The organism is Alteromonas sp. 1_MG-2023 (assembly GCF_030547075.1).
Taxonomy (GTDB): domain Bacteria; phylum Pseudomonadota; class Gammaproteobacteria; order Enterobacterales; family Alteromonadaceae; genus Alteromonas.
Map to the genome: position 1 here is coordinate 1 of NZ_JAUOQH010000005.1, position 12,877 is coordinate 12,877.

Sequence of the window (12,877 nt, forward strand, 5' to 3'; positions counted from 1 at the left end):
AAGCCCTGTTTGGTCCGTAGACATTATGCGGTATTAGCAGTCGTTTCCAACTGTTATCCCCCTCGCAAAGGCAAGTTCCCAAGCATTACTCACCCGTCCGCCACTCGACATCATCTAGCAAGCTAGACATGTTTCCGTTCGACTTGCATGTGTTAGGCCTGCCGCCAGCGTTCAATCTGAGCCATGATCAAACTCTTCAATTAAATATATCGAATATGAATCGTCGTTGTGTGACACTCTTAATGAGTGCCCACACAGATTGTCTTGTCTAAATTGTTAAAGAACGTTGCGACTTCGTCGCAATTCACTAGAAGCCGTTGCTTCTTCGTGAGTCACTCTGCTTGAGCGAGGTGCGTATTATACGCTTGAAGTCCTCAGTGTCAACACTTTTTGAAATTTTATTTTCTGAAGCATTTTCTTTAAAACCCCGTCACACTTGGCCTTTAAGGTAAGTAGTGACTTGCTTTGTCAGTGTAAGTTATTTCACTTTCCTGTCGAAGCGGATGCGCATTCTAGAGATTTCTGAGCCTGCGTCAACCTCTGTTTTAAAAAAAGTGTCACATTTCGTTTAACTGCTTAAAATACCACCCGCGCAGCCTATAAATCGCACATAAATTCGGTTTTTTACCGATAACCGCTTTCTCACGTAGCTACCTTTTACTGAAATAATGGTGGAATAAGGTTGGTTCTTTCCCCCTGTTCTCTGTTTTAATGCAATCACTATTGATGAATTTATGTATAAAGGTGCAATTTTGACAATTAGAACCTATCAATCAACTTCTCCCACACTCGGTGATCGCTGTTATATAGATGAGTCTGCCGTTATCGTTGGTGACGTTACCCTAGGCGACGATGCCAGTATTTGGCCATTGGTTGCTGCCCGTGGAGATGTAAATCATATTTCGATTGGTGCACGCAGCAATATTCAAGATGGCAGTGTGTTACATGTATCTCGTAGATCTGCGTCCAACCCAGACGGTTTTCCACTTATTATTGGTAACGATGTTACCGTAGGGCATAAATGTATGCTTCATGGTTGTGTGCTTGGAAATCGTATTTTGGTAGGGATGGGCGCTATTGTTATGGACGGCGTTATTGTGGAGGACGATGTCTTTATTGGTGCCGGTGCATTAATACCACCGAATAAGCGACTTGAAAGTGGTTACTTATATGTTGGGAACCCTGCCGTTAAGAAACGCCCTTTAAAAGAAAGCGAGACAGCCTTTCTTAAACAATCAGCATTGAACTACGTAAAACTAAAAGATGAATATAGGGAAGAGCAGGCTTAACAGCCTGCTTATTTATATCAGTCTCGATTACTTTGACTTTAACTGACTACGTAATACATCAATTACCGCACTGGTCTGTGGTTTGTAACCTGTCCATATCGTAAATGATGCAGCAGCCTGTTCCACCAGCATACCTAAACCATCAAGTACCCGTGAAGCACCTAACGATAATGCTTGCTGCATAAAGTAAGTAGGCTCTGCACGATAGACCATGTCATACGCTGTTTCACATTTTGCAAATAGCGTAGCGCTCATATCAAAAGGCAGTGTTTCACTTAAACTCGCTGCGGTTGAGTTGATAATGATATGTGGGGCTACTGTATCGCAGTCTTCTATACCAACAATCTTAACCTTTCCTCCACCCGTTTCACTTGCCACTAGCTCTGCTTTAGCCTTTGTCCTGTTAGTAAGATGTAACGACGCTATACCTGATGCAATAAGCGGTGCTATTACGCCTCTTGCTGCTCCACCCGCACCTATTAATAGTACACGTTTATTTTGTAGCTGTACGCCGTGGTTAAGTAAATCATTCACCAGCCCCACCCCATCGGTATTAAAACCTGCAACAGTGCCATCGCTACGCTTCATTAAGGTGTTAACTGCTTTTGCGTCTAACGCAGCCTGGTCGTCTACACTGGCAAGGGAAAAGGCATCTTGTTTAAACGGCATAGTGACATTACATCCCACTGCGCTCGGTTGCGCTAGGAATGCCTTCGCTTCAGGCGTAAATCCATGTTCTGGCGCAAGGATTTTTTCGTAACTAATTTGCTCGCCACATTGCTTAGCGAACATTTCATGAATAGTTGGTGATAGACTCTGAACAATAGGGTTACCGAAAACGGCAAACTTTTTCATTGGATTATTAATAAGGCTGTCTGTCATGGGAATGTCTAACTTCTTTAAATCGATACGAAAGGAAAAACCTGCTGTGTCAGAGACTACACCATATTACCGTATAGGTGGAGAAGATAAGGTACGCCTTTTGGCAAACCGCTTTTATGACAATATGCGTGATGAGCCTATTGCGAAGGAGCTTTACGCCATTCATCCTCAGCCAACAGATAGAATTAGAGAAGTGTTTTTTCTTTATTTAAGTTTGTGGTTAGGCGGGCCTGACACCTACCAACAACAATATGGTCACCCAAGGTTACGTTCACGGCATCTTTCTTTTAGTGTTACACCAGAATTAAAAGACCAGTGGATGTATTGTATGCGCAAAGCCATGCACGAGACTGTTGATGACTTACCCCTCGCACAACAACTTCTGAGTGCACTCGATCAACTTGCCGAGCATATGATTAATAGTAAATAAAAAAGCGCTCCGTTAAATACGGAACGCTTCAGATTACGATATAAGGTTTACGCCTTGCTAAGCTGCTTATTTAAGGCAACTTACCCATTAAACGAACGTTAGAATGTGTAACCTACTGACAAGGTATAAACCCAAGGGTCGATATCAATATCGTTTACGCTACCTTCTGCGCCACCTACGGTAAATGACGCTTCGGTATTAATATCGATGTAACGTACTGACGCATTTACATGCCACTCTTTATCTATTTGGTAGTCCATCCCCACTTGTGCAGAAATGCCTACAGAATTATCTAAAGATAAATCTTCAAGCCCAGCTTCTTTATTAGCAGAGGTAAACGATTCATCGTATATGAATGTATAGTTTAAACCTGCACCAACATATGGCTGAAACGCAGAATTAGCGTCGTTGAAATAGTAGTTAACGGTAATTGTTGGTGGTAAGTGCGTGACTTCGCCCAGTGTATTGCCTGTACCTAGTGGATCGCTGACCGAAAAATTCACATCATGGGTAAATGGCGTTGCGGCCAATAGTTCAACATTGATATTGTCGGTAATGAAATAGGCAACGTTTAATCCTAACTGGGTATCGTTATCGATAGTCAGTGCTACACCTAAATCGCTACCACCTGCAATGATGTTTGAGGTTGACTCATCGGGCGCTACTGTTGTTAATCCGCCACGAACTATCCAATCACCCTTTTCATGAGCTGTAGCAAAAGGGGCGGCAAGCGCTAAAGAAATACATATGGCTGAAAGTGTGTGTGTACGCATTGTGTGTCTCTCATGTGTTTAATGATAATGACGACACTGTAAACGTTTAAAAAAAAAATCCTTTGATCCAGCGCAAGGTGCAACTTAGCTATATACCTTGTTAACGAAGGGATTTGATGTGGATCAAGGGAATGGCACCACAGGTACTACCCATGGTGCAAAATATTACCAGTTTGTAGGCTGAAGCCAGTCGGTGAGCTTTGCTTCCGCGCTCCCCGGCGCAGGAGTATAGCAATACTCCCATCGGGCAAGTGGTGGCATAGACATTAAGATTGATTCGGTTCTACCACCAGTTTGTAACCCAAATAAGGTGCCTCTATCGAATACTAAGTTAAACTCTACGTACCGACCACGGCGATATAGCTGAAAATCACGCTCTCTTTCGCCGTATGACGTACTCTTTCGCTTTTCTACAATAGGTACATACGCATCAACAAAACCATTGCCTACTGCCTGCATGAAGTTAAATGATGTTTCAAAGCCCCACTCATTTAAATCATCGAAGAACAAGCCACCTACACCACGGGTTTCATTGCGATGCTTTAAGAAGAAATAGTCATCACACCATTTCTTATATTTCCCATACACGTCTTCACCAAAGGGGGCGCATAATTTCTTAGCAGTATTGTGCCAATGTACTACGTCGTCTTTGAATGGATAGAATGGGGTTAAATCGAACCCGCCACCAAACCACCAAATAGGCGCTTCACCTTCTTTTTCGGCGATAAAAAAGCGTACATTTGCATGAGATGTTGGAATATAAGGGTTGTGTGGGTGAATAACCAACGAGACCCCCATGGCTTGAAAGTTTCTACCTGCCAGTTCAGGACGATTAGCCGTGGCTGACGCAGGCATCTGGCTACCAAACACGTGAGAAAAGTTCACTCCACCCTGCTCTATCACAGCACCGTTTTTGATAACACGAGAACGACCACCACCGCCTTCTTCGCGAACCCACGAATCTTCTTTGAACTGCCCTTTACCATCGGCAAGCTCTAGGGTTTGGCAAATGTTGTCCTGTAATGACAGTAAGTACGCTTTAACTTGTTCTATCACTTCAGCGGCGTCTTTGCCGTCTAATTGTTGATTTACGTGTTGGGGGTCAATCATGATCTTATTATCTCTCCGGTATCGCCGTCACGAATGGTACTGGGTTTAGCGTGGCCACCTACTTCACCATCAATATAGAGAACACTATCACCAAATATATCGATTGCTTCCTGCTGGGTGATTGCGGATTGTTGGCCAGTCAAGTTGGCACTCGTAGATACCAATGGCTTTCCTAGCTTTTCACATAATGCTTTAACCACGGGGTGGTTGCTTACTCGAACCGCTATTTTTTCATGCTTGCCAGTTAACCATAATGGCGCTGTGGCCGATTTAGGCAACAACCAAGTGTTTGGCCCAGGCCAACTGGACACAATTTCAGTACGTTTGTGCTGAAGTATGGCTTCATCATTGATATAAGGTAATAGCTGAGAATAGTTGGCGGCAATCAAGATTACCCCTTTTTCGATAGGTCGCTGTTTCAACGCTAGAAGGGACATTACAGCCGCTTCATTATCTGGGTCACAGCCTATGCCCATAACCGCTTCGGTCGGGTAAACCAGCAAATTGCCATGGTTAAAGGCGGTAACAATAGGATCGCTTGTTTCTACTTGCCCCTTGGTTGGGATACTCATTAATGCTTTTCTCTGTAGATGTTATTTATCGTCTTTTTTAAAGCCGCACCCTGGCTGAGGGCAACAAATCTGGCCTTTCTTTTTTATCAGAACGGCCCAGCCACAATCGGGACATGCTTCATTTACTGGCGTGAAATTTAGCACATAACGACAATGGGGATAATGATCACAAGCAAAAAACTGCTTACCGTATTTATTGGTACGAGACTTAAGTTGGCCTTTGTTACATTTCGGGCAAGTGACTTGAGTATCATCTTGTTCTTTGATGGGGGAAATATAATGACAATCGGGGAAGTTTGTACAGCCGATAAACATGCCATAACGGCCTTTCTTTATAGCCAAGGTGGAATCACATTCTGGGCATGCTACGCCATCTAACACTTTTAATAAGGCGGTTTGTTTGTCGTGTAGTGGTTTACTGAAATGACAATCTGGATAACCAGTACAGCCAATAAAAGGGCCAGATTTGCTATTTTTTATGTGAAGTGGCTTACCACAATCGGGGCAATCACCGAAAGCGTCTTCTAGGGCATGTTCGTGCGCAGAGAAAAGTGAATGATCAATTTTTGACATAAACTAGCACGACATGAAACACATTAGTGCAACACGCCGTCAGGTTCATCAAATAACAAATCTTCCATTTGTGCATAGGCTTTTTCTTTACCTGGCACATTAAACAATACCATGAGCACTACCCACTTTAAGTCTTCTAAACAAAATTCTGAAGAATCTATCTCCATTACTCTGTCTATTACCATTTCTCGGGTAGACGCATCTACCACACCTACTTGCTCTAAAAATAGCAAGAAGCCACGACACTCTACGTCTAATCGCATTTGCTCTTCATGAGTATAAATACGACTTAGGCTGGTACTAATCCCTTTACAAAAATAAGGCTTAATATCTGTTTCTTGCAAAGCCGCTAGCTTTTCAAGCCACGCTAATGCTTTGTATATTTCATCATGGTGGAAACCCGCGCGCACCAATTCATCGGTAAGCTCGTCTTGATCGACTCGAATTTCAGTTTCACTGTGAATGAAGTTTTCAAACAGGTACATGAGGATATCGAACATATTATTTTCCCCTCAATTTAATGTAGCCACCAGGGACAGCGGCTACTAAACCACGCAACTCATATTCTAATAATGATGCCATAACCTCATTAACAGGAGAGGTACAGCGCTGCGCTATAACATCAATAGCGGTGATGTCGTAATCCACACTATCTAATAATTTATCGGTTGCCAAGTTATTCACTTCACTTTTTTTACTTAACGCTTCGCTCTGGCATTTTCTCTCGCCAGCAGACACTACAATTTCATCGAAAATATCATCAACACAGGTAACCAACTTAGCGCCTTGCTGAATTAACCAATGACAACCTTCGGAGTAAGCATGGAAGATACTTCCAGGAACTGCAAATACTTCACGCCCCATATCTGCGGCCAAATTCGCAGTTATCAAGGTGCCACTCTTTATTTTTGCCTCTACGACTAGGGTTCCAAGTGATATAGCGGCAATTATTCTGTTTCTTCTGGGAAAGTGCCAAGGCTTAGCGGATACACCTGGAAAGAACTCGGTAATACACGCACCACCGGCTTTTACTATTTCAGTATGCAGAGGTAAGTTTCTAGGAGGGTAAACAATATCTGGTCCCGTTCCCATTACCGCTATAGTTCCACCGTCACTCACCAAGCCGCCGGTGTGGGCAGCTGCATCAATTCCTGCTGCCAATCCGCTGGTTACTGCTACCCCATTGCTTGCCAACGCTTCAGCAAATTCAGTGGCAATCCGCTTACCTTGGTGACTGGCCCGTCTACTACCTACAATCGCAATTTGAGGTAATGCTAATGTGTTGACGTTACCGATAACAAATAGCACTAATGGTGGGTTAGAAAGTGTTTTTAATCGCTCAGGATAATGAGAGCACCCTAAGGTAACAATATGATGCTGCGCATGTGAGGCGTGCCAACGTGTGGCTCGTTCAAGCAAGCTTAATGATATAGCTTGAGTAAGGGTGTGTAGTGCACCAGAGGTAAAAGCTGCTTTATGAAAACCATCAACAACGTCTATTGCGTTAAGAGATTCAGCCTCGAGCGCTTTAAGCCACTTACCTGTTGCAATGTTGATAGACGAAGCCATCGTCAACCAAGCGACCTGTTCATTATTAAGCGTTGTATCTAATGCTTGTGATATCACGCCCTGGATAGGGTCGCCCTGAATAGGGTCGCCCTGAACAGGGTCGCTGGTTGTTTTATATGGCTGGTAAGTTGTCATTGCCGCTCCTTAATAATAAGCGGCAATAACGTACTAGGGTTTTGCCACAATGAAGCCGCGTTTTACGCCTTCTTTTGCTCGGGTAATAATGCCGTAACTTGCTGACTCAAAAGTTTTAAACACTATAATTTCACCAACCTTAAGCGCAGGTTGCTGCACGGTGGTTGAAAAGAGCGCATTGCTTTCGATTACATTGCTATTGTCAGCATATTCAGGTTCATCACCGTCAATAATATCGGGGCCACCGGAATATAGACCCATGACCGTACCTGGGGCTACGTCATTTTCGCCTAAATCGACTACCACAACATCGTATCGGCCAAGCAAATCATGATCGTGTAAGTCACCGACTACGAAACCTCGTTGAGAAGTTGCTTCTTGCAATACCAAGTCGTCATCTAACGTGAAGTCACCTGTCAGTAACTTATCTCCACGTCTTGCCTCTTGATTAGAATCTGAAAGCTTAACCAACCTAGAGTTGGGTAGTGATACATCACCTTCCAAAGTGGCATTAGCTACATGGGTAAGTTGCACACCAAGCACTTCGCCATACATGTTGCGTATAATAGAATGCTTTCTAACTACCTGATACTGATCCTCAGAGCGGTTTTCTTGTTGGCTTACCACTAAGTCGTCAGAAACGAAACTTACATTGCCACCGTGATTTCCTAGTAAATGAGGAAGGAAACTATAGTCTTCCTCAGACACCAAGGTGTGCTGTTTGATAAAAGGAGCAAGGACTGACCATGCAAGCGTCTCTATAGGCGCACCTTTTACTCGTCGATTAGAACCTGGTGATAGTACTAACTTGGGCTTATCTCGGTTTATTGTAAATACCGGCTCACCATTAATGTAAGAGACCGAAATAACATCACCGGGATAAATTAAATGTGGGTTATTTATTTGAGTGTTATGTCGCCAAAGTTCTGGCCATAACCATGGTTGATTTAGAAAGAGGTTAGCAATACCCCACAGCGTATCACCCTTTTTCACTGTGTAAGTTTGAGGCGCTGTTTCTTTTAGTTGTTTTGCCATTGTTGAGAATGCAGCGAAACACGCCACTACCACAACAATTGTACGCGCTGCATTTTTTAATCGATTTTTCAAATTAACCTTCCGCAATTTTTCTACTGCCATTTATTGTTGAATTTTCAGACAATACTACTATATCGATATTGTGCCTCATTACTGTGGCGCGGCAGCAAAAAACTGCACGATATAACTCGATATACGTTAGAATAGTAACTTAAAAGGCACTGTAAAGAGTGCAAGTTACTATATCGTATATGAATTTATACAGTGAAAAGGTTAAATAAGCGACACATGGCAATTTTAGACGTATTAAGTTTTCCCGATGAACGACTTCGTACCGTAGCAAAACCGGTAGAAGAAGTGAACGACGACATTAAACAATTGGTTTCAGATATGTTTGAAACCATGAAAGACGAGAATGGAATTGGTTTGGCTGCTACTCAAGTCGACAGACATGTTCAAGTTGTTGTAATGAACGTAGCGGAAGATCAAGACGAGCCCCGTGTTTTTATCAATCCTGAAATTACGAAAAAAGACGGCAGCACGATTAGTGAAGAAGGCTGTCTTTCGGTTCCAGGTAACTACGCCAAAGTTGAGCGCGCAGAAGAAATTACGGTAAAGGCACTTGATGAGAAAGGCGAACCGTTTGAGTTAGAGGCAGATGGTCTATTGGCTATTTGTATTCAACATGAACTGGATCACCTTAAAGGCAAACTGTTTATTGATTACTTGTCTCCGCTTAAACGCCAGCGAATTCGCAAAAAGCTTGAGAAAGAAGCGCGTTTAGCTGCTCGCGACTGAGGTTAGTTTTGATAAAACCATTACGTATCATTTTTGCCGGCACGCCGGATTTCGCGGCTAAGCATTTGAGTGCTTTATTACCTAGCTCTCACGAGGTTGTAGCGGTGTACACTCAACCAGACCGTCCTGCTGGCCGAGGTAAGAAACTTACACCAAGTCCCGTTAAATTATTGGCTCAAGAGCACGACATTCCAGTCTATCAGCCCGCCAGTTTAAAAAACGACGAAGCACAGCAAATATTGGCAGACATTGATGCTGATTTAATGATTGTGGTCGCCTATGGCTTGATATTACCTAAGGCCGTGCTTGATGCGCCTAAATTAGGCTGCCTGAACGTTCATGGTTCAATCTTGCCTAAATGGCGAGGCGCAGCACCTATACAACGGGCGATATGGGCAGGAGATAGTGAGACTGGCGTTACCATCATGCAGATGGATGAAGGGCTAGATACCGGCGACATGTTACATATAGCAACCTTACCTATTAGCGAAAGTGATACAAGTGCCTCGCTTTACGAAAAGTTGGCGGAACTTGGCCCCACTGCACTGTTAGATGTGGTAAACAGTATCGACACCCTATCACCTGTAAAGCAAGATGATAGCGAAGCAACTTACGCCAAAAAGCTTTCCAAAGAAGAAGCCTTTATTAACTGGCACGAAAGCGCAGCGCAAATTGATCGAAACGTACGCGCCTTTAATCCATGGCCTGTAGCGTGGACTAAAATTGAATCGCAAAATATTAAGATTTGGTCAGTTGATGTAATCGATGGCCTACCAGCTTCACATGCGCCAGGTACTATCATTCAAGCAGACAAGCACGGCATTGTGGTAGCTACAGGCTCAAGTGCGCTTCGAATCAACACCCTGCAAATTCCTGGGAAAAAAGCATTGCCCGCTGCAGATGTCGTTAATGCTCGCAAAGACTGGTTCGCACCAGGCACCTGCATTGCCAGTACGGAAGAATAGTGAAACCCACTCCATTACCGAAACAAAAAAACCTTCGTGCCGATTGTGCATGGGTGATATACCAAATTCTTGAACAAGGTAAATCGTCAAGAGACTGCCTTGAACGCGTTCAGCGTCGTCATCACCCTAGAGACAATGCGTGGATCCAAGAAATGTCTTTGGGCGTCATGCGTAAACTTCCGATATTGCAGCATTGGTTACGAGAATTGCTCGACCGCCCTTTAAAAGGGAATAAAAAAGTCATTGAGCATCTTATTTTGTTGGGGCTGTATCAATTAGCCTTTTCACGCGTAAGCCAGCATGCAGCAGTGGGCGAAACCGTTAATGCTTCGTCTTATTTAGGCGGTACGGCATTAAAAGGTTTGGTGAACGCGGTACTACGTAACTTTATGCGTCAAGAACTGGCGGACAAACCTATCGACAACCCTATTATTGCCAGTGGACTACCTAAATGGTTATTTAAGGCCCTTGACGATGCTTATGGGCAAGATGCTGATACTGTGCGTGAAGCCACCAATGCCATGGCACCAATTTGGTTGCGAGTAAACACAAAGCAGACATCGATTGAAGATTACTGTGTTGCACTAGACAGTGTAGACATTCACTATTCTCGAAGTGCCGAACACCTAGATGCTATAAGACTTGAAAACCGTGAAGATATTACGGGGCTTCCAGGGTTTGAAAAAGGCCATTTTGCTGTACAAGACGGTGCTGCTCAGCTTGCAGCGCATTACTTGGATGCTCAACCACATGAGCGAGTATTAGATTGTTGCGCTGCACCAGGTGGTAAAACCGGCCATATTATTGAGCGTACCCCTGAGTTAGCCTATTGCCTTGCCCTTGATGCTGACGAGAACCGCTTAAAGCGCGTTGAAGAAAACATGACTCGCCTGCAGCATACGCAAACTAATCTGCCAGTGATAAAACAAGGCGATGCCGCCAAACCAGACACATGGTGGGATGGACACCACTTCGACCGAATTCTACTTGATGCACCGTGCTCTGCCACAGGTGTTATACGACGCCACCCTGATATTCGGTGGCTAAGAAAGTCTAGCGATATTGATGCGCTCGCAGCACTGCAAGCCGAGATACTCAGCAGTTTATGGCAAACCTTGAAGCCTGGTGGCACATTGTTGTACGCCACCTGCTCTATTCTGCCACAAGAGAATAGCCAACAGATTAGCGCATTTTTAGAAAATAACTTAGATGCCACTTTAGTTCCTATTACAAAGACGGAAACCACAAGCAAGCCTGGTAGACAAATACTTCCTGGCGAGCAACAAATGGATGGTTTCTACTATGCGAGACTGATAAAGTCGTAACGCAAATAAAAGCAATAAGGCACATAAACACCGATGAAAATCATCATTTTAGGCGCAGGTCAGGTTGGCGGAACACTTGCTGAGAACCTGGTAGGGGAAAAGAACGATATTACGGTTATCGATTCTGATCCTAATACCTTACGTGCACTTCAAGACCGATTAGATTTACAGGTGGTGAATGGGGTAGGCTCTCACCCTGACGTATTACGTAAAGCCGGCGCAGAAGATGCCGACATGCTTATTGCTGTAACGAACAGTGATGAAAGTAATATGCTTGCTTGCCAAGTAGCTTTTAGTTTATTTAAAACCCCTACCAAAATTGCTCGCGTTCGCTCAGAACAATACATTATTTACCAAGAACAACTTTATAAGCAGCAGGATATTCCTGTTGACCATATCATTGCCCCTGAACAATTGGTTACCAAAGCGATTAAACGGCTTATCGACTACCCAGGAGCCTTGCAGGTTGTTGAATTTGCTGACGGTAAAGCCAGCTTAGTGGCGGTAAAAGCCTATTATGGCGGTTTATTGGTAGGCCACGCGTTATCGGCGCTTAAAGATCATATGCCTAATGTGGAAACCCGGGTGGCAGCGATATACCGACGAGGTCGCCCTATTCGACCGCTAGGCACCACGGTTATCGAAGCCGATGATGAAGTATTCTTTATTGCTGCTACCAAACATATTCGCGCGGTAATGAGTGAACTTCAGAAATTAGAGTCTAGCTACAAACGCATTATGATAGCCGGTGGCGGTTTAATTGGTGCCGGGCTTGCACGTAAGCTTGAACACAAACATAACGTGAAGCTTATTGAGTATAGTCACGAAAGGGCAAAGTACCTTTCAGCTCACTTAGACAAAACCATTGTCTTTAGCGGTGATGCATCAGATCCAGAATTACTCAGTGAAGAAAATGTCGAGCAAGTCGATGCTTTCATTGCGGTAACTAATGATGATGAAGCTAACATCATGTCTGCTATGTTGGCTAAGCGTATGGGCGCACAAAAAGCCATGGTACTCATTCAACGCAGTGCCTACGTAGACTTAGTACAAGGTGGAGAAATAGACATTGCCTTCTCTCCACAACAAGCGACTATTTCAGCGTTACTTACCCATGTTAGACGTGGTGACATAGTAAACGTATATTCGTTGCGCCGCGGCGCCGCAGAGGCCATTGAAGCAATCGCCCATGGTGATGAAAATACTTCTAAGGTTGTGGGTAAAGAAATCGGTAAAATTAAACTGCCTCCGGGGACGACCATAGGCGCAGTAGTGAGAGATGACCAAGTAATTATTGCCCATAGCGATACGCTGATTGAAGCTAACGACCACGTTATTCTTTTCTTAGTCGACAAAAAATATATCGGCGATGTAGAAAAGCTGTTCCAACCCAGCGCATTCTTCTTTGGTTAATTAGAAAA

The 12,877-nt window shown here is 43.9% G+C and carries 14 protein-coding genes and 1 rRNA gene; 6 read left to right on the plus strand and 9 right to left on the minus strand.

The window, feature by feature from the left end:
• Positions 1 to 203, minus strand: a 16S ribosomal RNA gene (locus Q4561_RS06600); the annotation flags it as partial.
• Between the two features lie 531 nt (positions 204 to 734).
• Here Q4561_RS06600 and Q4561_RS06605 point away from each other — a divergent pair.
• Positions 735 to 1,289: a gamma carbonic anhydrase family protein gene (locus Q4561_RS06605; RefSeq protein ID WP_303458538.1), complete on the plus strand. Its 555-nt coding sequence runs from the start codon at positions 735 to 737 to the stop codon at positions 1,287 to 1,289.
• 27 nt (positions 1,290 to 1,316) lie between these two features.
• Here the strand turns inward: Q4561_RS06605 and aroE are convergent, their stop codons facing one another.
• Complete coding sequence (aroE, locus tag Q4561_RS06610; protein ID WP_368411525.1) at positions 1,317 to 2,144, minus strand: shikimate dehydrogenase; 828 nt, start codon at positions 2,142 to 2,144, stop codon at positions 1,317 to 1,319.
• A gap of 25 nt (positions 2,145 to 2,169) precedes the next feature.
• On the opposite strand from aroE, the gene Q4561_RS06615 reads away from it, so the two are divergent.
• Positions 2,170 to 2,601 carry a group II truncated hemoglobin gene (locus tag Q4561_RS06615; RefSeq protein WP_303458540.1) on the plus strand — a complete coding sequence of 144 codons (432 nt, stop codon included), beginning with the start codon at positions 2,170 to 2,172 and terminating at the stop codon, positions 2,599 to 2,601.
• A 98-nt stretch (positions 2,602 to 2,699) separates the two neighbouring features.
• Here the strand turns inward: Q4561_RS06615 and Q4561_RS06620 are convergent, their stop codons facing one another.
• The 7 genes from Q4561_RS06620 to Q4561_RS06650 form a co-directional block, all read right to left on the minus strand.
• On the minus strand, positions 2,700 to 3,374 hold the full coding sequence (locus tag Q4561_RS06620; RefSeq protein ID WP_303458541.1) for an OmpW family outer membrane protein: 675 nt from the start codon (positions 3,372 to 3,374) through the stop codon (positions 2,700 to 2,702).
• 165 nt (positions 3,375 to 3,539) lie between these two features.
• The gene (gene hemF / locus Q4561_RS06625) at positions 3,540 to 4,484 is read right to left on the minus strand and encodes an oxygen-dependent coproporphyrinogen oxidase (protein ID WP_303458542.1); all 945 of its coding nucleotides are present in this window, start codon (positions 4,482 to 4,484) and stop codon (positions 3,540 to 3,542) included.
• The gene (locus Q4561_RS06630; RefSeq protein ID WP_303458544.1) at positions 4,481 to 5,056 is read right to left on the minus strand and encodes a Sua5/YciO/YrdC/YwlC family protein; all 576 of its coding nucleotides are present in this window, start codon (positions 5,054 to 5,056) and stop codon (positions 4,481 to 4,483) included. Before Q4561_RS06630 ends, hemF begins: the two co-directional genes overlap by 4 nt.
• 21 nt (positions 5,057 to 5,077) lie before the next feature.
• Positions 5,078 to 5,629 carry a topoisomerase DNA-binding C4 zinc finger domain-containing protein gene (locus tag Q4561_RS06635; RefSeq protein ID WP_303458545.1) on the minus strand — a complete coding sequence of 184 codons (552 nt, stop codon included), beginning with the start codon at positions 5,627 to 5,629 and terminating at the stop codon, positions 5,078 to 5,080.
• A gap of 23 nt (positions 5,630 to 5,652) precedes the next feature.
• Complete coding sequence (locus Q4561_RS06640) at positions 5,653 to 6,129, minus strand: DUF494 family protein (protein ID WP_303458547.1); 477 nt, start codon at positions 6,127 to 6,129, stop codon at positions 5,653 to 5,655.
• A gap of 1 nt (position 6,130) precedes the next feature.
• Positions 6,131 to 7,333: a DNA-processing protein DprA gene (gene dprA, locus Q4561_RS06645; protein ID WP_303458548.1), complete on the minus strand. Its 1,203-nt coding sequence runs from the start codon at positions 7,331 to 7,333 to the stop codon at positions 6,131 to 6,133.
• A 33-nt stretch (positions 7,334 to 7,366) separates the two neighbouring features.
• Positions 7,367 to 8,440 (minus strand): LysM peptidoglycan-binding domain-containing protein, encoded by a 1,074-nt coding sequence (locus tag Q4561_RS06650; RefSeq protein WP_303458549.1) that lies wholly within the window; start codon positions 8,438 to 8,440, stop codon positions 7,367 to 7,369.
• A gap of 216 nt (positions 8,441 to 8,656) precedes the next feature.
• Here Q4561_RS06650 and def point away from each other — a divergent pair, with 216 nt between their 5' ends.
• Genes def through trkA form a run of 4 tightly spaced genes read left to right on the plus strand, consistent with a single transcriptional unit; the run spans position 8,657 to position 12,869 of the window.
• On the plus strand, positions 8,657 to 9,166 hold the full coding sequence (gene def, locus Q4561_RS06655) for a peptide deformylase (RefSeq protein WP_303458550.1): 510 nt from the start codon (positions 8,657 to 8,659) through the stop codon (positions 9,164 to 9,166).
• A gap of 8 nt (positions 9,167 to 9,174) precedes the next feature.
• Entirely contained in the window at positions 9,175 to 10,131 is a 957-nt protein-coding gene (gene fmt, locus Q4561_RS06660; protein WP_303458551.1) for a methionyl-tRNA formyltransferase, read from the plus strand.
• The gene (rsmB, locus tag Q4561_RS06665; RefSeq protein ID WP_303458552.1) at positions 10,131 to 11,456 is read left to right on the plus strand and encodes a 16S rRNA (cytosine(967)-C(5))-methyltransferase RsmB; all 1,326 of its coding nucleotides are present in this window, start codon (positions 10,131 to 10,133) and stop codon (positions 11,454 to 11,456) included. The genes fmt and rsmB overlap by 1 nt, the downstream gene beginning before the upstream one ends.
• Before the next feature lie 33 nt (positions 11,457 to 11,489).
• Complete coding sequence (gene trkA, locus Q4561_RS06670) at positions 11,490 to 12,869, plus strand: Trk system potassium transporter TrkA (protein WP_303458553.1); 1,380 nt, start codon at positions 11,490 to 11,492, stop codon at positions 12,867 to 12,869.
• Positions 12,870 to 12,877: the final 8 nt, after the last annotated feature.